At 51.0% G+C, this 23,771-nt stretch carries 23 protein-coding genes and 1 pseudogene; 22 read left to right on the top strand and 2 right to left on the bottom strand.

What is annotated here, in order from left to right:
• From B5F29_RS08265 to B5F29_RS08170, 20 genes are all read left to right on the top strand, one after another.
• On the top strand, positions 1 to 1,377 hold the full coding sequence (locus B5F29_RS08265; RefSeq protein ID WP_087154162.1) for an RsmB/NOP family class I SAM-dependent RNA methyltransferase: 1,377 nt from the start codon (positions 1 to 3) through the stop codon (positions 1,375 to 1,377).
• A complete protein-coding gene (locus B5F29_RS08260; protein ID WP_087154161.1) occupies positions 1,374 to 2,090 on the top strand; it encodes a pseudouridine synthase in 717 nt (238 codons plus the stop codon). The genes B5F29_RS08265 and B5F29_RS08260 overlap by 4 nt, the downstream gene beginning before the upstream one ends.
• Positions 2,087 to 3,979, top strand: coding sequence for a YgiQ family radical SAM protein (locus B5F29_RS08255; protein ID WP_087154160.1), 1,893 nt, complete (start codon positions 2,087 to 2,089; stop codon positions 3,977 to 3,979). Before B5F29_RS08260 ends, B5F29_RS08255 begins: the two co-directional genes overlap by 4 nt.
• The gene (locus B5F29_RS08250) at positions 3,976 to 4,572 is read left to right on the top strand and encodes a hypothetical protein (protein ID WP_087154159.1); all 597 of its coding nucleotides are present in this window, start codon (positions 3,976 to 3,978) and stop codon (positions 4,570 to 4,572) included. Before B5F29_RS08255 ends, B5F29_RS08250 begins: the two co-directional genes overlap by 4 nt.
• A gap of 10 nt (positions 4,573 to 4,582) precedes the next feature.
• A complete protein-coding gene (locus B5F29_RS08245) occupies positions 4,583 to 5,554 on the top strand; it encodes an RluA family pseudouridine synthase (RefSeq protein ID WP_087154158.1) in 972 nt (323 codons plus the stop codon).
• A 7-nt stretch (positions 5,555 to 5,561) separates the two neighbouring features.
• Complete coding sequence (locus tag B5F29_RS08240) at positions 5,562 to 6,101, top strand: Holliday junction resolvase RecU (RefSeq protein ID WP_087154157.1); 540 nt, start codon at positions 5,562 to 5,564, stop codon at positions 6,099 to 6,101.
• Positions 6,102 to 6,190: 89 nt separating this feature from the next.
• Entirely contained in the window at positions 6,191 to 7,369 is a 1,179-nt protein-coding gene (gene hisZ, locus B5F29_RS08235) for an ATP phosphoribosyltransferase regulatory subunit (RefSeq protein WP_087154156.1), read from the top strand.
• Positions 7,370 to 7,382: 13 nt separating this feature from the next.
• The gene (gene hisG, locus B5F29_RS08230; RefSeq protein WP_191393475.1) at positions 7,383 to 8,018 is read left to right on the top strand and encodes an ATP phosphoribosyltransferase; all 636 of its coding nucleotides are present in this window, start codon (positions 7,383 to 7,385) and stop codon (positions 8,016 to 8,018) included.
• Positions 8,019 to 8,028: 10 nt separating this feature from the next.
• Positions 8,029 to 9,336: a histidinol dehydrogenase gene (gene hisD, locus B5F29_RS08225; protein ID WP_087154154.1), complete on the top strand. Its 1,308-nt coding sequence runs from the start codon at positions 8,029 to 8,031 to the stop codon at positions 9,334 to 9,336.
• 1 nt (position 9,337) lies between these two features.
• On the top strand, positions 9,338 to 9,928 hold the full coding sequence (gene hisB, locus B5F29_RS08220) for an imidazoleglycerol-phosphate dehydratase HisB (RefSeq protein WP_087154153.1): 591 nt from the start codon (positions 9,338 to 9,340) through the stop codon (positions 9,926 to 9,928).
• On the top strand, positions 9,925 to 11,169 hold the full coding sequence (gene hisIE / locus B5F29_RS08215) for a bifunctional phosphoribosyl-AMP cyclohydrolase/phosphoribosyl-ATP diphosphatase HisIE (RefSeq protein WP_330397566.1): 1,245 nt from the start codon (positions 9,925 to 9,927) through the stop codon (positions 11,167 to 11,169). Before hisB ends, hisIE begins: the two co-directional genes overlap by 4 nt.
• Positions 11,170 to 11,228: 59 nt before the next feature.
• The gene (locus B5F29_RS08210; RefSeq protein WP_087154152.1) at positions 11,229 to 11,498 is read left to right on the top strand and encodes a hypothetical protein; all 270 of its coding nucleotides are present in this window, start codon (positions 11,229 to 11,231) and stop codon (positions 11,496 to 11,498) included.
• 67 nt (positions 11,499 to 11,565) lie between these two features.
• Positions 11,566 to 12,150, top strand: coding sequence for a xanthine phosphoribosyltransferase (locus B5F29_RS08205; RefSeq protein WP_087154151.1), 585 nt, complete (start codon positions 11,566 to 11,568; stop codon positions 12,148 to 12,150).
• A gap of 158 nt (positions 12,151 to 12,308) precedes the next feature.
• Positions 12,309 to 13,793 carry an aspartate aminotransferase family protein gene (locus B5F29_RS08200; RefSeq protein WP_087154150.1) on the top strand — a complete coding sequence of 495 codons (1,485 nt, stop codon included), beginning with the start codon at positions 12,309 to 12,311 and terminating at the stop codon, positions 13,791 to 13,793.
• Between the two features lie 34 nt (positions 13,794 to 13,827).
• Positions 13,828 to 14,943: a class II aldolase/adducin family protein gene (locus tag B5F29_RS08195; protein ID WP_087154149.1), complete on the top strand. Its 1,116-nt coding sequence runs from the start codon at positions 13,828 to 13,830 to the stop codon at positions 14,941 to 14,943.
• A 5-nt stretch (positions 14,944 to 14,948) separates the two neighbouring features.
• Positions 14,949 to 15,605, top strand: coding sequence for a TetR/AcrR family transcriptional regulator (locus B5F29_RS08190; protein ID WP_087154148.1), 657 nt, complete (start codon positions 14,949 to 14,951; stop codon positions 15,603 to 15,605).
• Entirely contained in the window at positions 15,589 to 17,202 is a 1,614-nt protein-coding gene (locus B5F29_RS08185; RefSeq protein ID WP_087154147.1) for a xylulokinase, read from the top strand. The genes B5F29_RS08190 and B5F29_RS08185 overlap by 17 nt, the downstream gene beginning before the upstream one ends.
• On the top strand, positions 17,199 to 17,624 hold the full coding sequence (locus tag B5F29_RS08180) for a GtrA family protein (protein WP_087154146.1): 426 nt from the start codon (positions 17,199 to 17,201) through the stop codon (positions 17,622 to 17,624). The genes B5F29_RS08185 and B5F29_RS08180 overlap by 4 nt, the downstream gene beginning before the upstream one ends.
• A gap of 34 nt (positions 17,625 to 17,658) precedes the next feature.
• On the top strand, positions 17,659 to 18,450 hold the full coding sequence (locus B5F29_RS08175) for a nitroreductase family protein (RefSeq protein WP_087154324.1): 792 nt from the start codon (positions 17,659 to 17,661) through the stop codon (positions 18,448 to 18,450).
• A gap of 168 nt (positions 18,451 to 18,618) precedes the next feature.
• Positions 18,619 to 19,938 (top strand): ATP-binding protein, encoded by a 1,320-nt coding sequence (locus B5F29_RS08170; protein ID WP_242955610.1) that lies wholly within the window; start codon positions 18,619 to 18,621, stop codon positions 19,936 to 19,938.
• Between the two features lie 11 nt (positions 19,939 to 19,949).
• Here B5F29_RS08170 and B5F29_RS16755 read toward each other — a convergent pair.
• A pseudogene (locus B5F29_RS16755) lies at positions 19,950 to 20,573 on the bottom strand (ABC transporter permease); the annotation flags it as partial.
• A gap of 54 nt (positions 20,574 to 20,627) precedes the next feature.
• On the opposite strand from B5F29_RS16755, the gene B5F29_RS16750 reads away from it, so the two are divergent.
• Positions 20,628 to 21,191, top strand: coding sequence for a hypothetical protein (locus tag B5F29_RS16750; RefSeq protein WP_330397564.1), 564 nt, complete (start codon positions 20,628 to 20,630; stop codon positions 21,189 to 21,191).
• 254 nt (positions 21,192 to 21,445) lie between these two features.
• On the top strand, positions 21,446 to 22,084 hold the full coding sequence (locus B5F29_RS08160; protein ID WP_087154143.1) for an SAM-dependent methyltransferase: 639 nt from the start codon (positions 21,446 to 21,448) through the stop codon (positions 22,082 to 22,084).
• A gap of 271 nt (positions 22,085 to 22,355) precedes the next feature.
• Here the strand turns inward: B5F29_RS08160 and B5F29_RS08155 are convergent, their stop codons facing one another.
• A complete protein-coding gene (locus B5F29_RS08155; RefSeq protein WP_087154142.1) occupies positions 22,356 to 23,669 on the bottom strand; it encodes an IS30 family transposase in 1,314 nt (437 codons plus the stop codon).
• Positions 23,670 to 23,771 lie beyond the last annotated feature (102 nt).

Here is a 23,771-nt window from a genome sequence, read left to right as displayed (position 1 = left end):
ATGGGACTTCCTGTTGCATTTATAAAAAATATGAGAGAGATCCTGGGAGAGGAGGGGCTGGCCGAATATCTGGACAGCTTTGAGAAGCCTAAGTTTACCGGGCTTCGGGTGAATACTTCCAAGATTTCCGTGGAAGAGTTTCTGCGCATCAGTCCGTTTAAGCTGCGCAGAGTTCCGTGGACGGAGAATGGGTTTTATTATACAGAGGAAGATTCGCCCACACATCATCCCTATTATTATGCAGGGCTGTATTATATCCAGGAGCCCAGCGCCATGGCTCCGGCGGCTGTCCTGCCGGTGGAGAGAGGGGAACGGGTACTGGATCTGTGCGCGGCTCCCGGAGGAAAAGCCACCGAACTGGGCGCGAAGCTGAATCATACGGGACTTCTGGTAGCCAACGACGCCAGCGCCTCCAGGACGAAAGCGCTTCTCAAGAATCTGGAAGTATTCGGAATCCCGAATCTTCTGGTGACCAGCGAGATGGGAGACCGTCTGGACCGGTATTTTCATGAGTATTTTGATAAGATCCTGATTGACGCGCCGTGCTCGGGCGAGGGCATGTTCCGCAAGCAGGCCCATATGATCCCGGCGTGGGAGAAACAGGGGCCGGAAGTATTCGCGAATATGCAGCGGGAGATCCTGCGCCAGGCGGCAGAACTGCTGAAACCGGGCGGGACGATGCTCTACTCCACCTGTACTTTTTCAAAGCTGGAGAATGAGGGCAGTATAGACGGATTCCTGGCAGAACATCCGGAATTCACACTGGAAGAGATCCCCCGGCAGGAGGGTTTCTGTTCCGGCATGCCGGAACTGGTGGGAAGTCGTTTCCCGCTGGAGAGATGCGTCCGGCTGTTCCCTCACAAGATAGATGGGGAAGGCCATTTCCTGGCTCTTCTGAAAAAAGCGGGAGAGAAGATCCCGGGCGCGCCGGAACCTGCCGGCAGACCCGGCAGGATTCCCGCGGAGCTGGAAGCTTTTTTACAGGATGTATCGATGCCCATGGAACTGTCCAGGATTGTGGTCAAAGACACAAAGGTATTTCTGATGCCGGAAGGAGTGGGACGGTGCCCAGGGCTTCGGTTCCTGCGTTCCGGACTGTATCTGGGCGAGCTTTTGAAGAAACGCTTCGAGCCCAGCCAGGCATTCGCCATGGCGCTGAAAAAAGAAGAATACGCTTCGGTGATTGATCTTTCCGCAGCGGACGACCGGGTCATCCGTTATCTGAAGGGGGAGACTCTGGAGATCGAAGACGGCGAGAGTTCCAGGCCGGAAGGCTGGCAGCTGGTCTGCGTGGACGGTTATCCTCTGGGCTGGGGAAAACTGATCCGGGGAACTCTGCGCAATAAATATTTCTCCGGATGGAGGATGAACGCATGATGCGGCTGGACAGATATCTGTGCGAGACCGGTTTTGGTACCAGGAGCCAGGTGAAGGCCCTGTTGAAAAAAGGACTGGTGCAGGTAGACGGAGAGATTGTAAAAAAGGCGGAACTGAAGATTGACGAGGAACGGGCGCAGGTGTTCTGCGGCGGAGCGGCTGCGGTTTATCAGAAGTATATCTATTTGATGATGAATAAACCGCCGGGAGTGCTTTCTGCCACGGAGGACCGCCGCCAGAAGACGGTGCTGGATCTGGTGGAGGAGCCTGTCCCGGACGGGATTTTTCCGGTGGGCAGACTGGATAAGGATACAGAAGGACTGCTTCTGCTGACCAATGACGGGGAACTGGCACACAGACTGCTGTCTCCCAAAAAGCATGTGGATAAGATCTACGAGGCAAGGGTGGAAGGAAGGGTGACAGGGGAGCATGTCCGCCGGTTTGAAGAAGGTCTGGAGATCGGAGAAAAGAGGCCGACGCTTCCCGCGGTGCTTGAGATCCTGTCATCCGGGGAAGAAAGCCGCGTGCGCATCACGATCCGGGAAGGAAAATTTCATCAGATCAAAAGAATGTTTGAAGCGGTGGGGTGCCGGGTTCTGTGGCTTAAGAGATTGTCCATGGGAAGCCTTCAGCTGGACGGGAGTCTGGCACCGGGAGAGTACCGGGCGCTGAGACCGGAGGAGACAGAACGTTTGAAGGAGCAGACGGAATGAGAGAAGATTTTCTGCCTGTGAACCGGGCGGATATGGAGAAACTTCATATAGAACAGCTGGATTTTGTCTATATTTCGGGGGACGCTTATGTGGATCATCCGTCTTTTGGCACGGCGATCATCAGCCGGCTGCTGCAGGATCATGGATATACGGTAGGGATCATTCCCCAGCCGGATTACCGGGACGTGGAGAGCATCGCTGCCCTGGGCAGGCCGCGGCTGGCGTTTCTGGTGTCTGCCGGGAACATGGATTCCATGGTGAATCATTATACCGTGGCGAAAAAGCACCGGAAGACAGACGCCTATTCTCCGGGCGGCCAGATGGGCCGCCGGCCGGACCGGGCAGTGATCGTCTACTGCAATCTGATACGCCAGGTATATAAGGATGTACCGGTGATTGCCGGAGGCATCGAGGCGTCTCTGCGCAGACTGGCTCATTATGATTACTGGTCGGATTCCCTGCGCCGTTCGGTTCTTCTGGAGAGCGGGGCGGATCTGATCTCTTACGGGATGGGAGAGCGGTCGATTCTGGCCATCGCGGAAGCGCTGGACGCGGGGATCGCGGTCCGGGATCTGACTTATATCCCCGGAACAGTCTGTAAAGTCCGTTCTCCGGAGCAGATCAAGGACTGTATCCTGCTTCCGGACTACCGGGACATGCAGAAAGACCGCAGAAAATACGCCGAGAGCTTTTATATCCAGTACTGCAATACGGATCCGTTCCTGGGAAAACGTCTTGCAGAGCCGTATTCGGACCATTGCTTTGTAGTGCAGAATCCGGCGTCAAAGCCTCTGTCCACAGAAGAGATGGACGACGTGTACGGGCTTCCTTATCAGAGAACCTGGCATCCCATGTATGACGAGGCAGGAGGCATCCCTGCCCTGGCGGAAGTAAAATTCAGTCTGACCAGCTGCAGAGGGTGTTTCGGCGCCTGTTCGTTCTGCGCGCTGACCTTTCACCAGGGGAGGATTGTCCAGGCCAGAAGCCATGATTCTCTGCTTCGCGAAGCCGGGATTATGACGCAAGAGCCGGATTTTAAGGGATATATTCATGATGTGGGAGGCCCCACGGCGGATTTCCGGGGACCGGCCTGTGAGAAACAGGGAACGAAAGGAGCATGCCCTGGACGCCAGTGCCTGTTTCCGGAACCATGCCCTCGTCTGAAGGCGGATCATGAAGATTATATCGCGCTGCTTCGGAAACTGAGAGCATTGCCCGGGGTGAAAAAGGTCTTTATCCGCTCCGGCATCCGTTTTGACTATGTGCTGGCAGATAAAAAGGGCCGTTTCCTGGAAGAACTTTGCCGCTATCATGTGAGCGGACAGCTGAAAGTGGCGCCTGAGCATGTGTCGGACAAGGTGCTTGCCTGCCTGGGAAAACCAAAGCATGCGGTCTATGAGGAATTTGCCGCGCGTTACCGGAAGATGAATGAAAAACTGGGAATGAAGCAGTATCTGGTACCGTATCTCATGTCTTCCCATCCGGGAAGCACCATAAAAGAGGCGGTGGAACTGGCAGAATACTGCCGGGATCTGGGCTACATGCCCGAGCAGGTGCAGGATTTTTACCCGACTCCGTCCACGATCTCTGCCTGTATGTATTATACGGGCCTGGATCCCAGGAACATGAAACCAGTGTACGTGCCGAAGGATCCTCATGAAAAAGCCATGCAGAGAGCGCTGATCCAGTACCGGGATCCAAAGAACCGGCCGCTGGTGGAGGAAGCCCTGAGGAAGGCGGGCCGTACGGATCTGATCGGTTATGGCCCCAAATGCCTGCTCCGGCCTGCCGGGAACGGACAGAAAGCCGCCGTTTATGGGAAAAAGCAGGATGGCAGGAGAAAAAAGAAAACAATCCGCAATATTCATCGCAGGAGCAGTCAGAAATGAAAAAATTACAAAAAGGAACTTACGGATATCTGAATCAGAATAAAAAAAGAGCCTGGCTCAAAGCGTTTTTGATGCTGCTGGGGCCTTTTATTCTTTTGATCGCGGGATGGGCGGTGAACGGCACGCGCCTGAACGTGGTCACGGTGATCGCGGTGGTCCTGTGTCTTCCGGGCTGCAACCAGATCGTGCACGCCATCGTCTCCAGCCGGTATCATTCCATAGACCGGACGTTATACGAGGAGACGGAAGAGGCCCGGGGCGCCTGCCCGGCGCTTTACGAAAATGTGCTGACCAGCTATGAAGAGACGTATTATATAGACTGCCTGGTGGTTTCGGGACGGGACGTGGCCGGATACACCAGCGACCCAAAGACGGACGCGAACCGGGCGGGAGAACATGTCAAAAAGACGCTGAAGGCCAATTCCTATAAGCAGAATGTGAAAATCTTTACGGAGAAGAAGGCATTTCTGGAGCGTGTGTCCGTGATTGCAGGGCATACGCCGGAGGAGGTTCCCTTTAAAGGAGACGACCGGTATCCGGGGCTTTCCAGGGATGAGATCATACAGAGTCTGATTACGGCAATTTCTTTGTAAGGGCGGGATTATGAAACAGATATTGATAAAGGAGAACGATGCGGGGCAGCGCCTGGACAGGCTGCTTGGAAGGTATCTGAAGGAAGCGCCGAAGAGCTTCCTGTACCGGATGCTGCGTAAGAAGAATATCATCCTGAACGGGAAAAAAGCGGACGGCAGTGAACGTCTCTCTCCCGGAGACGAGATCAGAGTATTTTTTTCGGATGAGACCTGGGACAAATTCGCCGGGAAGCAGGAAGATACCGGGAAGGCAGAGTTTCCCCGGGCAAATCTGGATATTATCTACGAGGACGAGCATGTGCTGCTGGTCAACAAGCCGCCCGGCATGCTGTCCCAGAAAGCGAAAGCTTCCGATATCTCCCTGAATGAATATGTGCTGGGATACCTGCTGCGCGGCGGGCAGTGGAAAGAATCAGATCCTTTCCGGCCTTCCGTCTGCAACCGTCTGGACCGGAATACCAGCGGGATCGTGGTCTGCGGGAAATCTCTGCCGGGACTTCGGGTCATGTCCCAGGTCCTGCGGGACAGAAGCCTTCACAAATATTACCGCTGTCTGGTCAAAGGAGCACTGCGGGAAGAGCAGTATCTGGAGGGATACCTATGGAAAGATCCGGCTGCCAATCGGGTGCGGATCCTGGACAAGGAGCGGGAAGGGGCACAGTATATTGCCACAGAATACCGTCCGGTGGGGCGGGTCCGCGAAGACACGCTTCTGGAAGTATGTCTGATCACCGGAAGATCCCATCAGATCCGGGCGCATCTGGCTTCTACCGGCCATCCGGTGGTGGGAGATACAAAATACGGCGATCCGGAAGTCAACGACAGATACCGGAAGGAATATGGACTAAAGAGCCAGTTTCTGCACTCTTTCCGCCTGGAGCTTCCAGAACTTCCGGCTCCGTTGGAAGCTCTGTCCGGCAGGGTGTTTGAGGCGGAATTCCCGCCTGTCATGAGACGGATACTGGACAAGAAGGGAACATAAAAATATTATGTCAACTTGGAATACCAGAGGACTCCGGGGATCGACTCTGGAGGATATGATCAATCGAACCAATGAGCGTTATCGGGAACAGGGGCTTGCTCTGATCCAGAAAGTGCCTACGCCGATCACCCCGATTAAAATCGATAAAGAGAACAGGCATATCACGCTGGCATATTTCGACCAGAAAAGTACGGTGGACTATATTGGGGCGGTACAGGGGATTCCGGTCTGCTTCGATGCCAAGGAGTGTCATGAGAAGACTTTTCCTCTTCAGAACGTGCATGAGCATCAGATGGCATTTATGAGGGACTTTGAAAACCAGGGAGGAAAGGCCTTCCTGATCATCCACTATACCTCCGAGCAGCGGTTTTATTACCTGCATATCCGCCAGCTTCTGAAGTTCTGGAAAAGGGCGGAGGAAGGAGGGCGGAAGAGCTTCCGGATGGAAGAACTGGATCCGCAGTATTTCTTTGAATCATCCAAAGGATATCTGGTTCCGTATCTGGAACCGCTCTGCATGGATCTGGAGTCAGAAGTTGACAACTGACGGGGCCATGGTATACAATACTGATGCTGGCTTTTTCATAGTAGCACTTTACCATACGAAAGCATCGAGAGACAAGGAGACTGACAGGAATGTATAATCAGATTCTGCATACGCCGGAAGGCGTTCGGGATATTTATAACGGGGAATGCCGGAGGAAAAAATATATTCAGGAGTCGCTGTGCCGGGTACTGCAGAGTTACGGATACGAGGATATCCAGACGCCTACTTTTGAATTTTTCGACGTGTTCAGCCGGGAAGTAGGGACCGTGCCGTCAAGAGAATTATATAAGTTTTTTGACCGGGAAGGCCACACGCTAGTGCTTCGTCCGGATATCACCCCGTCCATCGCCAGAGCAGCGGCAAAATATTTCACTGAGGAGGATATGCCGGTCCGTCTGTGTTATATGGCGAATACATTTATCAACCATTCGGATTATCAGGGCCGCCTGAAAGAGACGACGCAGACCGGCGCGGAGCTGATCGGGGACGGCAGCGTGGAAGCGGATGCCGAGATGATCGCCATGGTGATTGAATCCTTGCTGGCGGTCGGCCTGGAAGAATTCCAGGTCAGCGTGGGCCATGTGGGCTTTTTCAAAAGTCTTCTGAAAGAATCCCATCTGGATGAAGAGATGGAGCTGGAACTTCGGGAATACATCTCCAACAAAAATATATTCGGCGTAAGGGAACTCCTGGAGCCTCTGCCGGTGGCTGCGGCGCTGAAGGAATCCTTTGCGGAGCTGCCGAATCTGTTCGGTTCCGCGGAAGTGCTGGAGAGGGCAGAGCGGTGCGCGGTGACAGAGGATGCCAAACGCGCCACGGAACGTCTGAGACGGATCTGGGATCTGGTATCCTGCTATGGATTTGAAAAATACCTGACTTTTGACCTGGGAGCCGTGAGCAAGTATAAATATTATACGGGCATTATCTTCCAGGCATATACTTACGGAACCGGAGAGCCGGTGGCCAAGGGCGGCCGTTATGACACGCTGATGGATCATTTCGGCAAGCCGGCGCCTGCCACCGGATTTGCGTTTGTGGTGGACCGGCTGATGAGCGCGCTGTCCAGGCAGAAGATCGAAATAGATACACATATCCCCAGAGCGCTGATCATATACCGGGCTTCCCAGGCGGAAAAAGCCATCGCGAAGGCGAGAGAGCTCCGCAGGGAAGGAGTCGCGGCAGAACTGGTGCAGGAACGCATAGGCAGAGATTACGCGTCCTACGCAGAAAAGAACGGGATCCAGGATATAATCTTTATAGAAGGATAGAGGACTGTATAGTATGAGATATTTGACATTTGCCCTGTGTAAAGGGCGCCTGGCGAAAAAGACCATGGAGCTGCTGGAGAAAGTGGGCATTACCTGCGAGGAGATGAAGGACCCGGATACCAGAAAACTGATCTTTGTAAATGAAGAGAGAAAACTGAAATTTTTCCTGGCCAAAGGGCCGGACGTACCTACTTATGTGGAATACGGGGCGGCGGATATCGGGGTGGTAGGAAAAGACGTGATCCTGGAAGAAAACCGCAGAATGTATGAGGTTCTGGATCTGGGATACGGAAAATGCAGGATGTGCGTCTGCGGTCCGGAATCTGCCAGGAATCTGCTTAAGAAACAGGAACTGATCCGGGTGGCCACCAAATATCCGCACATTGCCAGAAATTATTTCTATGACCAGAAACACCAGACAGTGGAGATCATCAAACTGAACGGTTCCATAGAACTGGCGCCTATCGTAGGCCTGTCGGAAGTGATCGTGGATATCGTGGAGACCGGATCTACGCTGAGGGAGAACGGACTGAAGGTTCTGGAGGAGATCTGCCCGCTGTCCGCCCGCATGGTGGTGAACCAGGTCAGCATGAAGATGGAAAACGACCGGATCGGGAAACTGATCCAGGAATTAAAAGCGGTACTATAGGAGGCGGACTATGCGGACAGTAAAACTGGATGATACAACGAAAAAAAATCTGCTGGACACTCTGTTAAAGAGAAGTCCGGGCAATTACGGAGAGTATAACGATACGGTCACGGAGATCGTGGAGCGGGTGCGCACGGAAGGGGATCAGGCGCTTTTTGAGCTGACCCGGAAATTCGACTGGGACGGGATCGGAGCGGCCAATGTGCAGGTGACGGAAGAAGAGTTTCGGGAGGCGTATGAGAAAATTGACAAGAGGCTTCTTGAAACGATTCGGAAATCTCTGAAAAACATCCGTGAATATCATGAAAAACAGCGTCAGTACAGCTGGTTTGACTCCACTCCGGAAGGGACGATTCTGGGGCAGAAGGTGACGCCGCTTCGGGCGGCAGGCGTATATGTGCCGGGCGGAAAAGCAGTGTATCCGTCTTCTGTGCTGATGAATATAGTTCCGGCAAAGATTGCCGGGGTCAGCCAGGTAATTATGGCTACGCCCTGCGGCAAGGACGGCAGGGTCAATCCGTCGGTTCTGGTAGCTGCGAAAGAGTCGGGAGCAGACGCCGTATATAAAATAGGCGGCGCGCAGGCGATCGCCGCCATGGCATTCGGTACGGAAAGTATCCCCAAAGTTGACAAGATCACAGGCCCGGGAAATATTTTTGTGGCACTGGCGAAAAAAGCTGTATCCGGGTATGTGGGAATCGATTCCATCGCCGGTCCCAGCGAGATTCTGGTATTGGCGGATGAGACTGCCAATCCCAGGTACGTAGCGGCAGACCTGCTTTCTCAGGCGGAACATGACGAGATGGCCAGTGCGATTCTGGTGACCACCAGCGAGGAGCTGGGCAGAAGAGTGTCCGAGGAAGTGGATGAGTTTGTAAAAGGTCTTTCCAGGAAGGAGATCATCCAGAAATCCCTGGACAATTATGGCTGGATTCTTCTGGCGGATTCGCTGGAAGACGCGGTGGAGACGGTCAATCTGATCGCTTCCGAACATCTGGAGATCGTGACGCGCAATCCCTTTGAAGTCATGACGAAGATCCGCAACGCGGGGGCTATTTTCCTGGGAGAATACAGCAGCGAACCTTTGGGAGACTATTTTGCGGGGCCGAACCACATCCTTCCAACCAACGGAACGGCGAGATTTTTCTCCCCGGTGTCTGTGGATGATTTCGTAAAGAAATCAAGTATTATTTATTATTCCAGAGAGGCGTTGGAAAAAGCACACGAAGATATTGAATATTTTGCGAAGCAGGAGCAGCTCACGGCGCATGCCAACTCTATCCACGTGCGCTTTGAAGAGCCGGGAAAGGAGGTATGAGATGGATCGCAGGGCGACGATAGAGAGGAATACCAAAGAGACCAACGTCAGTGTGACCCTGAATCTGGACGGAAGCGGAACCGCGCAGCTGGATACAGGGATCGGTTTTTTTGATCATATGCTGGACGGATTTGCCAGACACGGTTTTTTTGATTTAGCAATAAGCGCGGACGGAGATCTGGAAGTGGACTGCCACCATACCATCGAGGATACCGGGATTGTGCTTGGAAAAGCCATCAAAGAGGCAGTAGGAGACAAAAAAGGAATCCGGCGTTACGGCAGCTGCATCCTGCCGATGGATGAAGCGCTGGTACTCTGCGCCGTAGATCTTTCTGGCCGTCCTTACTATGTGTCCAATGTGGAGTTCCCGTCACAGAAGATCGGAGACATGGATACAGAAATGGTACGGGAATTCTTTTACGCCATTTCCTACAGTGCGGAGATGAACCTGCATTTCCAGATGCTTTCGGGAAGCAACAGCCATCATATCTGCGAGGCTATGTTCAAGGCATTTGCGAAGGCGCTGGATATGGCGGTTTCCATAGATGAGAGAATCACAGGTGTATTATCAACGAAAGGCAGTTTGGAATGATGAAAAAAAAGTATCTGGTTCCTGTAATGCCTCTGCGCGGAGGCAGGGTCAACGGACAGGACGGCGTAAAACTTGCAGAATTTTACAGTGATAACGGAGCGGACGCAATCCTCCTTTTTGATTTGTCCGAGTCGGATGAAGAGCACGAAGCAAATATCGGACTTATGAAAGAGATAACGCGCGCGGCGGAGATCCCGGTCTACGCAGGAGGACACATCCGCCGTACAGAGGATGTGAAGAAAATCCTTTATGCGGGGTGTGAAAAAGCTATTTTGAATTATGGCCGGGAAAGCAATGTGGACATGACGGATGAGGTCTCAAAGCGGTTCGGCAGGGAAAAGATCGGTTTTTCCATTGCGGATGAGACGCAGCTCACCAGAGAACTGGATGAGAAAGGAAGTCTGATTCTGTGGTCCGGATCGGATACCCATTGTCCATATACAGGAGAACTGCCTGTGATCAGCGTCAGCTCCGCTGCTACAAAAGATGCGGTCATTAATGTGCTTGCCAATAAATGGGCAGCAGGGATCGCCAGTATTTATTTTTCCACAGAAGTGGCGGATTTTATGGGATTGAAAGAAGAAGCGGCAAAGCGGGGCCTGGAGATGAACGTTCTGGAGAGCAGCATTCCATGGAGCGAGATGAAGACGGACGCGGACGGACTGGTTCCGGTCATCGTGCAGGACTACCGGACATCGGAAGTTCTGATGCTCGCCTATATGAACGAAGAGGCGTTTCAGACCACGCTGCGTATCGGAAAGATGACATACTGGAGCCGCAGCCGGAACGAACTCTGGACCAAGGGGATGACCAGCGGCCATTTTCAGTATGTAAAGTCTTTATCTATAGACTGCGACAATGATACGATTCTGGCCAGAGTCAGCCAGATCGGCGCGGCCTGCCATACGGGAAACCGGACCTGCTTTTACCGCGATCTGGTAGAGCGGGAGAATGAAGGCAAGAATCCGCTTCATGTACTGGAAGACGTGTATCATGTGATACTGGACCGGAAAGTGCATCCCAAAGAAGGTTCCTACACCAACTATCTGTTTGACAAAGGAATCGACAAGATTTTGAAAAAGGTAGGAGAAGAAGCGACGGAGCTGGTGATTGCCGCCAAGAATCCGGATCCGGAAGAAGTAAAATACGAGATGTCGGATCTTCTGTACCATGCCATGGTTCTGATGGCCGAGAAAGGCGTGACCTGGGAAGATATTACCGAAGAGCTGGCAAACCGTTAGAAACGGAAGGCATGTTTTCTTCCTCCGCATCATAAGATACAACAGGAGGAGGAATGAAGATGGGTGCATACAGAGAACAACTTCTCAGAGAGACATACGGCGGACGAAGCGATCAGATCTACGGACATCCCGTGGAGGAGACTCCGTCCCGGACGCTTGCTCTTTTTAAACTGAAATTTATGATATGCCTGCTTTTGTTTGCCGGATTTGCGTATCTGAGCTTTACAGGCGGAAGTATTTTTCATATAACAGCTGATGAGATTGTGGAAGCGGTGACGGACAATGATCTGCAGACGCGGCTGTCCGCATTTGCGGAGTCCTGGAACTGACTCTTTACGAGCGGCTGTCCAGATGATACAATAGACAAAATCAAACTGGAAAACAGAGGAAAAAAGTATGGAATTGTTGGAGAGAAGAATCCGGGAAGACGGGATCGTAAAGAAAGGGAATGTGCTGAAGGTGGATAACTTTCTCAATCATCAGATGGATATCGATCTGTTCAATGAGATGGGGAAAGAGTTCCGCAGGCTGTTCGAAGGAAAGACGATCAACAAGATTTTGACTATCGAAGCGTCAGGGATCGGGATCGCATGTATCGTCGCTCAGTATTTTCATGTGCCGGTGGTCTTCGCGAAAAAGACACAGAGCATCAATATCGACGGAGAGGTTTACAGTACCAAGATCGAGTCTTTCACCCACAAGAGAGTGTACGATGTGATTGTCTCCAGAAAATATTTGGGGCCGGAAGACCATATCCTGATCATCGATGATTTCCTGGCCAACGGCTGCGCGGTAAGCGGCCTGATCGATATCATCGAACATGCCGGCGCTACGGTGGAAGGAATCGGGATCGCCATCGAAAAGGGTCAGCAGATCGGCGGACGCATGCTCAGGGAGAAGGGATATCAGGTGGAATCCCTTGCCATCATAGACAGCATGGACGATGAGACCGGGGAAATCCGTTTCCGTCATGAAAAATGATAGGTAAAAGAGTGCATGAAAGATGACTGGACAGTCAAAGCATGTGCTCTTTTTATTTTGGCAGACAATAAGTTGTTGTCAAGGCGGTCTGACTGGTGGTAAAATAGCATCAGAAAATACGTGAACAACTATTCACAAGGTAGAACAGGAGGCAAGCCATGGCGTACAACGGATTTGCGATTGACAAGTATCTGAACGCGGAAGAAGTGACCAGACAGCTGGACGAGCTGATCAAAAAGCCGGTCTACTCCATCCGCCCGGATAAGCTGGACGATTACGTGGAGAACTATTTTGAGAAAAAATGCGCGAAATCAAAAGAGATGATCGAGAAAGCCAAAGAGGTGATCCCCGGAGGTGTGCAGCACAATCTGGCGTTCAACTATCCTTTCCCCATCGTGGTCAATAAGGCGGAGGGAGCGAAGCTCTACGACATCGACGGGAACTGGTATTATGACCTGCTGCAGGCGGGCGGCCCCACGATCCTGGGCAGCAATCCGCCGGAAGTGCGGGAACGGGTCATCGATCTTCTGAATACCTGCGGTCCTTCCACAGGACTGTTCCATGAATATGAATATAAACTGGCGAAGAAGATCTCGGAGATGGTTCCTTCTGTACAGAAGTTCCGTATGCTGGGGTCCGGCACCGAGGCATGTATGTGCGCGGCCAGAATCGCCAGATTAAAGACCGGGAAAAAGAACATCCTGAAGATGGGCGGGGCTTACCACGGCTGGTCGGACCAGCTGGCGTACGGCATCCGTGTGCCGGGCACGAAAGGACTTATGTCCAAGGGAGTACCCGGGTTCGTATTCAGGCATACAGATGAGTTCTTCCCGAATGACCTGGAAGATCTGGAGAGGAAACTCCAGAGAAACCGTCTGTCCGGAGGCACGGCAGCCGTCTATATCGAGCCAGTGGGGCCGGAGAGCGGGACCAGGCCGGTATCCAAACGTTTTATCAAAGGCGCAGAATATCTGGCGCATAAATACGGGGCGCTTCTGATTTTTGACGAAGTGGTGACCGGATTCCGCATCGGGCCGGGAGGCGCGCAGAGCTATTTTGACGTGGATCCGGATCTTACAATTTTCGGAAAGATTATTGCGGGAGGATATCCTGGAGCAGGCGGAGTCGGCGGCCATGACGACTGTATGGCATACCTGGGCGCAGGGCTCGACTCTTCCGGAAAGAAAGTGTCCAAAGCCATGTGCGGAGGAACGCTGGCGGCGACGCCGATTTCCTGCGTGGCAGGATATTACACGCTGTGCGAGATCGAGAGAACCAATGCCTGCGAGAAAGCCGGGCGAATGGGCGACCGTCTGACAAAGGGACTGCAGAAGCTGATCGAAAAGCATCATCTTCCGTTCGTGGCGTTCAACCAGGGTTCTATCTGCCATCTGGACAGTGTGGGAACCATGCATTTTGTGGTGGACTGGTCGAAGCCCTGGACGATTCCGGAGGTGTTGAAGCAGACCGGCATCCGTCAGAAGGAAATGGAACACATGGGAGCCGCTTACATGGCGGAGGGGATCGTGACGCTGGCCGGTTCCAGGCTGTATACCAGCGCGGCATATACCGAAGAGATGATCGACGACGTGCTCGCTCGTTTCGACAGAGTCTTTGAAAACTGTGGACGCATCGACGTCTGAGCACAGCAGACATACAGCAGGGGAGGTTATAGAGATGGCTTATACAGAAGAAACTGCAAGAAATCTGGTGACAGAGTCTGCCAGGAAACTGCTCCGTACCGGACTGGTGGCAAGGACATGGGGCAATTTAAGCGCCAGGATATCTGCCACCCAGTTTGTCATCACTCCCAGCGGGATGGGATATGAGCATATGAGGCCGGAAGATCTGGTGACGGTGAATATCGAGGACTGTTCTTACGACGGTCCCCGGAAACCGTCCAGTGAAAAAGGAATCCATGCGGCTGTTTACAGTATGCGCCCGGAAGTGAATTTTGTCATTCATACCCATCAGGAGGCAGCTTCTGTCTACGGAATAACAGGCAGGGATCTGACGCATATAGATTCTGAACGGCTGGGAACGGAAGTTCCCTGCGCGCAGTACGGCATGCCGTCCACGAAGAAACTTAAGAATGCGGTAGTGGATGTGCTGCAGGGTTATCCGCAGACCAAAGCTGTGCTTATGAGATATCACGGCGCTCTTTGTATGGGAACGGACGAGGAGGACGCGTTTCTTGCCGCCAGAGAACTGGAGCGGGTCTGCAGGGAGCAGATCGGACTTCTTGGAAATAAGAACCGGGAGCAGCTTCCTCCTGCCCGTGATTACGGGAGAAGCATACGCAAAGACAGACGATTCTGTCTGCAGCTGAACGGAGAGAAAAAAGTCTACTGGCTGAACAGGCTGCCGGATGACCTGCCGGAAGAAGCGGCTTTCCATGCGGAGATTTACCGGCATACGGACGCAAAATATATCCTGTGGGACACCAGCAACGCAGTGCGCAGAGTGAGCCGGAGCGGAGAAGATTTTTCTCCCTATCTGGAAGATCTGATTCAGATCGCGGGGACTACGATCCGCTGCGCGGACGGCCATGATCCGGCGGGCGCGGCGAAAAAGCTTGCGGGCAGAAACGCAGTTCTGATCCGCGGGGAAGGAGCGTTCTGTACCGGCAGGACAAGAGACGACGTGGGGGCAGTGGCGGCCCTTTTGGAAAAAGGCTGCAGAGCGGCGCTGTTCGCGGAAAACTTTCCGGAATGTAAGCCTCTGGGCAGACTGGACGGCCTGATCCAGAGAACGGTCTATGTGAACAAATACTCCCGGAAGAAGGAGAGGTAGTCCGGATGCATGAAAAGCTGACAGAAGCAAAACTCGCGGAGATCCTGGAAGCAGGGATCCATGAGTTCGCGGAGAGGGGCATGGAAAAGGCCAGTATGGCGTCCATCGCCGGAAGAGCGGGCATCAGCGTAGGGGTACTGTACAAGTATTATTCGGATAAAGAGAGTTTTTTCCTGGCCTGTGTACGCCGCAGCGTGGGCAGGCTGGAAGAGGCGCTGAAGGAAGTGCTTGTCCGGGAGGATAAGATACTGGGGTACGCGGACCAGGTGATCCGCATACTGCAGAGGCATGCGGCGGAGCACGGGGATGATATCCGCATGTATCACGAGATCACATCCGTCAGAAACAGCCGCTGCGCGGCGGACCTGGCGGAGGAGATCGAGAAGATGACGGCAGGACTATATACAGACATTATAGGAAAAGCGCAGAAGAACGGGACTGTCAGAGAGGACATGGATCCCGGGACGGCTGCGTTTTTTTTCGATAATCTTCTGATGATGCTGCAGTTCGGACTCTGCTGTGATTATTACAGGGAACGGTGGAAACTGTACTGCGGCGGGGATCTGCCGGAGGATGATATGGTCAGGGAACAGCTGTTAAGATTTCTGGAATCCGCGTTTACATTTTCCAGGGAGGATGTTCCCCATGAGGGAGGAAAATGAAGATATGATTTATGTGCTGGCTTACGATATCGGAACGACAGGCGTAAAAACCTGTCTGTTCCGTGTGGATGATACGATCACGCTGCTGGCAGGCGTGAGCAAAGGATACCGTCTCTATATTCTGGAAGACGGCGGAGCCGAACAGGATGAAGAAGAATGGTGGCAGGCAGTCTGCGATACGACAAAGGAACTGTTTGCCGGGACAGAAGTGAGACCGGACGAAGTGGCAGGGATCTCTTTCTGCTCCCAGATGCAGGGGCTGGTGCTGGTGGACAAGGATGGGAAGCCGGTGCACCGCCCTATGAGTTATATGGATCAGCGGGCAAAGGCTGAGATACGGAAAGGCCTTGCTTACGGTCCGCAGATCGCCGGAGCCAATGTGTTCCGGCTGCTGAAATGCCTGCGCATCACCGGAGCCGTGTCCACCAGCGTCAAAGATCCTATGTGGAAATATAAATGGATCGAAAATCATGAACCGGAGAACTTCCGGCGGGCAGACAAGTGGCTGGATGTAAAAGAGTATTTTATCCGCCGGCTGACCGGAGAATGCGTCATGACGGAAGACTCCGCATTCGCGACGCTGCTCTATGACACCAGAAAAGGGAAAGAAGGGTGGAGCGCAAGTCTCTGCCGCATGTTCGGCATTCAGATGGAGCATCTGCCGCGCATCATCAGATCTTCCGACCGGGCAGGATCCCTGACCGCGCAGGCGGCGGAGGAACTGGGGCTTCCGGCGGGCATTCCGGTCTTTGGAGGAGGCGGGGACGCTTCCCTGATCGGCGTCGGCTCCGGGTGCGTGGGCGTGGGTGAGACGCATATCTACTGCGGCACCTCCGGATGGGTCGGTACCGTGACAGACCGGCAGATAGTGGACGTCTCCGCCATGATCGCGGCGATCGTGGGAGCACAGACCGGAAGATATAATTATTTTGCAGAGATGGAGACAGCCGGGAAATGTCTGGAATGGGTAAAAGACCATCTGGCGCTGGACGAGATCGGGATTTATCTGAAGAAAGTAGATGTGTCGGAAAGCCATGAGGCGGTATACCGGAGCCTGTACGATTATATGACCGAAGTGGTAAGCCAGGTGCCGGAAGGCTCCGGCGGCGTGATATTCACACCCTGGCTGCACGGAAACCGCTGTCCTTTTGAAGATCCGGCTGCGGCGGGCATGTTTTTCGGCATCCGCCTGGAGACGGGAAAATCAGAACTGATCCGCGCGGTGCTGGAAGGCATCTGCTATCATCTGCGCTGGATGCTGGAGTGTGAAGAAAGAAAAGTAAAGACTTCCTCTGTAATACGGTTTGTTGGAGGAGGCGCTTTGTCCCCGGTGACTTCTCAGATCCTGGCGGATATAACGGGACGTACCATTGAAGTAGTGGAGAATCCCCAGAATGTGGGCGCCGTAGGCGCGGCCGCTGTGGCTGCCGTGGGACTGGGCGCCATCGGGGATCTGGACCGGGTGAAAGATTTCATCCCTGTGTCCGGCCGCTTTGAGCCGGATCCGGAGAAAAAGAAGATCTATGATAAATACTTCGACATCTTCAAAAGACTGTATCAGAGCAACAAGAAAAACTACAGGAGGCTTTCTCAATGAGCAATGTCAGGCATAAGGAGCTTTTGCGCTCGCTGAAATTTTTATTATTTTCTATCTCTGCGGGAGTCATTGAGATCGCGGCCTTTTCCCTTCTCAATGAACTGACCGGATGGAGTTACTGGCCCTGTTACCTGATTGCGCTGGTACTGTCGGTGCTGTGGAATTTTACACTGAACCGCAGATACACGTTCCAGTCTGCCAGCAACGTGCCGGCTGCCATGATTAAGGTTTTTGCCTTTTACTGTGTGTTTACGCCGGCTTCCACGGTACTTGGCAATTTCCTCGTGGAAAGCCTGCACTGGAATGAATACCTGGTAACCGTCATCAATATGGTGGCAAATTTTACCCTGGAGTTTTTGTATGACCGGTTCTTTGTGTTCCGGGACAGCCTGGATACCAATGAGCTGGCGAAGAAGCATTAGTATGAAATTTTTATTGGAAAAGGAGAGCAGCGGTATGGTTGAAATTGATGAGAAAAAATGTGTGGGATGCGGTCTTTGCGCCAAGGACTGTCCGGCGGCGAAGATATCGGTTCATGACGGAAAAGCGGTCTACACACCGGAATGTATCCAGTGCGGCCACTGCGTGGCTGTCTGCCCGAAAGGAGCGGTAAGTATTCCGGAGTACGATATGGCGGATGTGGAAGAATATGATGCGGAAACATTTTCTGTCGCTCCGGAGAATTTTCTTCACGCGGTAAAATTCAGAAGAAGTATCCGTAATTTCCGCGATAAAAAGGTCGAAAAAGACTGCATGGAGCAGATCCTGCAGGCCGGAAGATATACTGCCACGGCGAAGAACAGGCAGGCCTGCCGCTTTATCGTGATTCAGGAGGAACTTGACCAGTTTAAGGACCTGCTCTGGGATCAGGTTCTGGAGATGGTGGAGAAGATGAAAGCGGAGATGCCCCATTATGCTGCGCTGTTTAAATTCATGCACCGCAGACGGAGCAGGCACCCGGAGGATGACGGATTGTTTTTCAATACTCCCGCCTGCATCATGATCGCCGCGGATAACGCGCTGGACGGCGGGCTTGCGGCAGCCAATATTGAAAATATGGCGGTTGCCAAAGGACTGGGCGTCCTCTACAGCGGATATCTGACCCGGATCATAAAAGCCTGTCCGGAACTGGAAGAGTGGCTTGGAATCCCGGATACGCCTCTGGTCTGCTGTATGCTGATCGGATATCCGGCCGTATCCTATAAGAGGACAGCCCCCAGGAAAAAGGCGGATATTGTGTGGAGATAAGGGATATGGATATAAACATTTTTTATTTTCGTTAAAATATTACATAAAACATTTCTTATTTTCGTTAAAAATACAAGGTATACTTTTCTTGTTTTCGTGATATAATGCTTTTAAAAGAAACGGAGTGTATATAAAGTGATTTTTAAAAGGAAAGTATACGATAAACTTTTGGAATGGAAAGAGTTGTCTGCGGGTTCTTCGGCCATATTGCTGGAAGGAGCAAGGCGTATTGGTAAAACTACAATCGTAGAAGAATTTGCCAAGAATGAATATGATGATTATATGATCCTTGATTTTGCCAGAGAGAGCGAAGATATTCGGAATAATTTCACAGAAAACATAAATGACTTGGATACTTTTTTTCGAAATTTGTTCCTGCTTAAAGGAAGAGCGCTTCAGGGGAAAAAGTGTGCCTTGATTTTTGATGAGATTCAATTGTTTCCTCTTGCCAGACAAGCAATCAAATATCTGGTGGCGGATGGAAGATATGAATATATAGAGACAGGATCTTTGATCTCAATCAAAAAAAATGTAAAAGATATTCTGATCCCATCAGAAGAATATCGCATCAAAATGTATCCGATGGATTTTGAAGAATATCTCTGGGCATTAGGAGATACTGTTACAATTCCGATCATTCAGGATGCATTTAAAAGGAAAAAGCCATTAGGAGACAGCATTCACCGAAAAGTCATGAAAAATTTTCGTACGTATATGGCGGTAGGAGGAATGCCTCAGGCTGTGGAAGCTTTTGTAAACGGCAGAACTTTTGCACAAATCGATTTTATAAAAAGAAATATTCTGGATTTGTACGAAGAAGATTTGAAAAAATACGATGATGAAAATAGAGAAAAGGCTTCCGTCATATATAAAACAATACCGGAACAGCTGGAAAACAAAAACTCACATTTTAAATGGTCTTTAATAAATAAAAATGCGAGATTCCAGAATTACATGGATGCGGTCAGTTTTATCTCGGAGTCGATGATAGGAAATGAATGCATTAACGTTACAAAACCAGAAGTTGCGTTGGAGTTGTTCGCGGATAGAAGTAATTTTAAATTGTATATGGGGGATACAGGACTTCTGGTAACCAGAATTATGCAAAACCGGGACGACTTAGATGAAGATCTGTATAAGTCCTTGATCATTGACCGGTTAGGAATTAATCAGGGAATGATTTTAGAAAATATGGTTGCTCAGATGTTGAGGGCCGCCGGATATTCATTATATTTTCACGAATATCTCTACAAGCCGGATGGATCAGCCATGGAAAAAAAGTACGAAGTGGATTTTTTGGTGGTAAAAAAGAAAAAAATATGTCCGATAGAAGTCAAATCTTCCAATTACCTGTCCCATAAATCTTTTGATTATTTGGTAAAGAAATACCAGATGAAAATGGAAGACAGGTATATCATATATACCAAAGATCTGAATTATCAGGATGGTATTATGTATATACCTGCCTATATGACCATGCTGATTTAAAAAGCGAAAAGTTACTCCGTCCGCAGCGCCGTCACCGGGTCGCTCATGGCCGCTTTTCTGGAAGGGATCAGTCCACCCAGAAGCGTGAGAAAGACGCTCAGCGCGATCAGGATGACTGCGTATCCGGCGGGCAGGAACGCATTGATGTTGTCAGTGCCTGCCAGGTGATGGATCAGCGCATTGCCGGGGATCAGCAAAAGCAGCGTCAGTCCGATGCCGATCAGTTCGATAATGAAAGTCTCGGCGTTGAAGACCTGGGAGATATTCCCTTTGGAAGCGCCGATGGCCCTGAGGATCCCGATCTCCTTTTTCCGTTCCAGTACGCTGATGTAAGTGATCACCCCGATCATGATGGAAGATACAACCAGGGAGATGGCCACAAACGCGATCAGCACGTAACTGATGATATCGATGATATCTGTGACGGAGGACATCAGAGTACCCACCATGTCCGTATACGTGATCACCTGATCGTCCATTCCTTCCGCCTCCATGCGGCTGTTGTATGCGCTCAGGATCTCGGCTACATGTTCTTTGCTGTCAAAGTCGACCGGGTAGATGCTGATTTCACTCGGATTATCAAAATCCACATATCCCAGTGAAGCCAGATTGTTCTCCCGGGTAGCGCCCTGGGCGGAGTTCATGCCAATGTCCTCTATCAGATTCCGGAAGACGAGACAGGACTCCCCATGGTATTTCTTCATGGATACGGACAGTCCCGTATGGGATGGATGACGACTCCGGACGGCCGGGAAGGCTGGTCTGACATGTTCCTTCGGATGGGCCACAGTGTATTTCTGATCGACGAGCCGAGAAGAGGAGAGGCAGGAGCGACTTCTGTCAGCGGAGAGATCAGTACAAAGACACTGGACCAGAGATGGTATACACAATTCCGTATCGGCCGCTGGGAGAATGGAGAATCTGTTCCGAATGAAGGATCGCAGTTCCCCAATGATGAAGAATCTTTGGACCAGTTCTTCCGTCAGATGACTCCCGATACCGGTATGACATCGGATATGGGCGCCGACTTTGACAACGAGACAGTGGCGAGAGCCGTGGCGGCGAAGATCGATGAAGTATATGACCGGACAGGAAAAGATTCCATACTGGTAACACACTCCCAGGGCGGCAACTGTACGGTTGTTGATCTGCCTGAAGAAGGTATCACCGGAAATGATCATTTCATGTTCCAGGATCTGAATAATGACGTAATTGCAGAACACATAGAGAACTGGATCCGGCAGAACGTGTAAATGATAGATACCACGGACTTTTTCCGGCAGGGCGGACATAGCCATTTTTACACATCTTACTTTGATAATTGATAGAATTTTGTCGTTTTTTTGAGTTTAGCCCTGCCAGAAACTGGCCGGTATTCTATACCTAAAAGGTATTGTTTATTATGAAATTTAAGTATTAGACGCGGCAGTCATGGCAATTTATATTATTAATGGCAGGGTCTGAGAATTCAGACACCAGGAATGAAAGATATAAGGAGTGACTGCACATGAAATCATTTCTGCATGATATATTCTGTGGAATCTGGCAGTGGTTCGCACGCCTGAATGACCGGATATTCCGCGGAAACGCGGACTTTTCCGGATGGGTGTCCCAGGAAAATGCCGGATTCTCCCAGGACCACGGCAATCAATATCAGCCGTCTACAGACGCGTTGGTACGTATCCTGAAAAGATATCCGATCAGCCAGGAGGACCGCATCCTGGATATTGGCTGCGGGAAGGGAAAGGCCATGTATCTGATGAGCCGTTATCCTTTTGGCGCGGTCCGGGGATATGATCTGTCAGAAGCCCTGACCAGGACCGCCAATGATAATTTTCACAGGCTTGGAATAGAGGACCGCTGTCAGGCGTTCCAGGCAGATGCGCTGGAATTTCAGGACTATGACGAATATAATTATTTCTATCTGTTTAACCCGTTTCCGGAGGAAGTATTCCGTGTCATGATCGGTCATCTTATGGACAGCCTGAAACGAAAGCCGAGATCCTGCACGATGATCTATCTGCATCCGGTATGCCATGAATATATTATACAGAATACTCCATTTAAGCTGACCTGGAAGAAAAAATCATGGATCGACTGGTTCGATTATTATTGCTATTCCTATACTGTGCCGGAAGAACAGTGATTTTGACATAAATCGACGCTAAATTGAAATTTTAAATTCCAGTGCAGAGGTAAATTCCACCATACTTTATTTTTTGCTGATTTTGCAGGAAATTTTTGAGCGAAATCTCCTGTTTTCTGCTATAATTAGCTAAACTCATCGAAAAATACTTGATTTCTGGGTATGGGAAACGGACCGCTGAAAAACAGTGTGCGAGACTGAATTCCACCGGCCACATCTAAAAAATGTGAAACGTTTACTTCCAGTCTGACAGCAGGTTTCGATTAGTTGATTAGTGGTTAAAGCGGATCAGCTTAGGCGTCAGGTTTACCTCATCCGGGGCAATCGGCCTAAGCTGAAATGCGTTTAAGACCTCTTCTCCAAGTGTTTCCAAGGCGACGCTGTATGGCGTCCTTCCATCCAGGCTTTCCCTGGGTGTGGAATTGATATGGTTTACGATCAGGTTTATGTCCCATTGTGTAAGGAACTCAAAACAGGTTCCCTTTGGCAGAACCATCCGGAGCATCGTATGTGCCTGTTCCAGCCCGCCTTTCTGCCCGCTCTGCATCGGGTCACAGTAATAAATGCTGGAACGCTGTATTCCGTTCACGCCGGTTTCCAAAGCATCCGGATCACCAAATTCAGAGCCCCGGTCCGTCAGGATATATTCAAACACGGAAGCGAATTCATAGGTTCCCATACGCTTTTCCAGACGGTCAAAAACAAGGCGGACAGCGCCTTTCGTACATCGGTTCATCAGAAAAGCAAGGAAGAGTTTTTCTTTGGTGAAAAACATGGTCAGCAAGGTCTTTTTTGATTCCCTGGAAGAATGGACCGTATCCATTTGGACATAGCCTGTAAGGGCAAGGGAACAGAAGTCACGATATAATCGGTTGGTAAAGACTGTCCTGTCCGTGATCTGTGTTTTATGGCACTTTCTTGGTTTGAAATGGGCTTTCCGCTTCAGATCTATGTTCCTTGCCGTAAAGAGCCCCTGGTCAAGATACGAATACAGGGTGCGGACGGACATATCCAGCTCCGGGTGGTTTGTCAGGATATGATAGGGGGACTGTCCCTGTTCGATCAACGGGGAAATGATCTGATCCTTTTTGTGAAGCTCCCGTTTGGTCATGTTGATCCCTGTTCTGGAATCCCGGAGTTTTTCCCGGTATTTCCTGTCAGCGAACCTGGCGTTATAAGAGTATTTGTGGGCAATCGTGCAGTGATTGATTTTTTTCGTACAGCCGTTGCAGACATAGGGAGCCCGGTCAAGCCTGACGCAGTGCTCTTTCTCAAAGTCTCTGCAGGTTTGGTTGCAGGTAGGACAGGATGCGCATTTGATTCCGCACAGGATAATCTTTCCGCAGGCGTTAGTCTTCTTGCAGTGATAGCGGTGGATGCAGAAGTTTTTGGCATTATAGAAAGTCCCTTTGTGATACCAGTCTGAGAGACGGTGAGCCCTGATTTCTTTAGAGATCGTGGTAGGATCCTTACACAGGAACCTGGCAATATCCTTAAAGGAAGTGCCCTTATTCAGTTCGTTTTCGATATAGATACGGTTTTCAAGGGTAAGGTGTTTTTGGTTACCAGGAATATATTTACTCATGATGAGCCTCCTTCTACTGCTGTCAGAAGGAGAGATAACCATACCATGGATGTATGAAAGAGTAAATATCAACTGTGCAGAAGTAAACGCTACTACCCGTAG

Source organism: Lachnoclostridium sp. An196, assembly GCF_002160135.1.
Lineage (GTDB): Bacteria > Bacillota > Clostridia > Lachnospirales > Lachnospiraceae > Hominiventricola > Hominiventricola avistercoris.
This window is presented reverse-complemented; position numbering and strand designations above follow the sequence as displayed.

Excerpts from the sequence above, each read along its gene's own strand:
- B5F29_RS08265 (WP_087154162.1), top strand. The coding sequence starts at position 1 with ATGGGACTTCCTGTTGCATTTATAAAAAATATGAGAGAGATCCTGGGA.
- B5F29_RS08260 (WP_087154161.1), top strand. The coding sequence starts at position 1,374 with ATGATGCGGCTGGACAGATATCTGTGCGAGACCGGTTTTGGTACCAGG.
- B5F29_RS08255 (WP_087154160.1), top strand. The coding sequence starts at position 2,087 with ATGAGAGAAGATTTTCTGCCTGTGAACCGGGCGGATATGGAGAAACTT.
- B5F29_RS08250 (WP_087154159.1), top strand. The coding sequence starts at position 3,976 with ATGAAAAAATTACAAAAAGGAACTTACGGATATCTGAATCAGAATAAA.
- B5F29_RS08245 (WP_087154158.1), top strand. The coding sequence starts at position 4,583 with ATGAAACAGATATTGATAAAGGAGAACGATGCGGGGCAGCGCCTGGAC.
- B5F29_RS08240 (WP_087154157.1), top strand. The coding sequence starts at position 5,562 with ATGTCAACTTGGAATACCAGAGGACTCCGGGGATCGACTCTGGAGGAT.
- hisZ (WP_087154156.1), top strand. The coding sequence starts at position 6,191 with ATGTATAATCAGATTCTGCATACGCCGGAAGGCGTTCGGGATATTTAT.
- hisG (WP_191393475.1), top strand. The coding sequence starts at position 7,383 with ATGAGATATTTGACATTTGCCCTGTGTAAAGGGCGCCTGGCGAAAAAG.
- hisD (WP_087154154.1), top strand. The coding sequence starts at position 8,029 with ATGCGGACAGTAAAACTGGATGATACAACGAAAAAAAATCTGCTGGAC.
- hisB (WP_087154153.1), top strand. The coding sequence starts at position 9,338 with ATGGATCGCAGGGCGACGATAGAGAGGAATACCAAAGAGACCAACGTC.
- hisIE (WP_330397566.1), top strand. The coding sequence starts at position 9,925 with ATGATGAAAAAAAAGTATCTGGTTCCTGTAATGCCTCTGCGCGGAGGC.
- B5F29_RS08210 (WP_087154152.1), top strand. The coding sequence starts at position 11,229 with ATGGGTGCATACAGAGAACAACTTCTCAGAGAGACATACGGCGGACGA.
- B5F29_RS08205 (WP_087154151.1), top strand. The coding sequence starts at position 11,566 with ATGGAATTGTTGGAGAGAAGAATCCGGGAAGACGGGATCGTAAAGAAA.
- B5F29_RS08200 (WP_087154150.1), top strand. The coding sequence starts at position 12,309 with ATGGCGTACAACGGATTTGCGATTGACAAGTATCTGAACGCGGAAGAA.
- B5F29_RS08195 (WP_087154149.1), top strand. The coding sequence starts at position 13,828 with ATGGCTTATACAGAAGAAACTGCAAGAAATCTGGTGACAGAGTCTGCC.
- B5F29_RS08190 (WP_087154148.1), top strand. The coding sequence starts at position 14,949 with ATGCATGAAAAGCTGACAGAAGCAAAACTCGCGGAGATCCTGGAAGCA.
- B5F29_RS08185 (WP_087154147.1), top strand. The coding sequence starts at position 15,589 with ATGAGGGAGGAAAATGAAGATATGATTTATGTGCTGGCTTACGATATC.
- B5F29_RS08180 (WP_087154146.1), top strand. The coding sequence starts at position 17,199 with ATGAGCAATGTCAGGCATAAGGAGCTTTTGCGCTCGCTGAAATTTTTA.
- B5F29_RS08175 (WP_087154324.1), top strand. The coding sequence starts at position 17,659 with ATGGTTGAAATTGATGAGAAAAAATGTGTGGGATGCGGTCTTTGCGCC.
- B5F29_RS16750 (WP_330397564.1), top strand. The coding sequence starts at position 20,628 with ATGGTATTTCTTCATGGATACGGACAGTCCCGTATGGGATGGATGACG.
- B5F29_RS08160 (WP_087154143.1), top strand. The coding sequence starts at position 21,446 with ATGAAATCATTTCTGCATGATATATTCTGTGGAATCTGGCAGTGGTTC.
- B5F29_RS08155 (WP_087154142.1), bottom strand. The coding sequence starts at position 23,669 with ATGAGTAAATATATTCCTGGTAACCAAAAACACCTTACCCTTGAAAAC.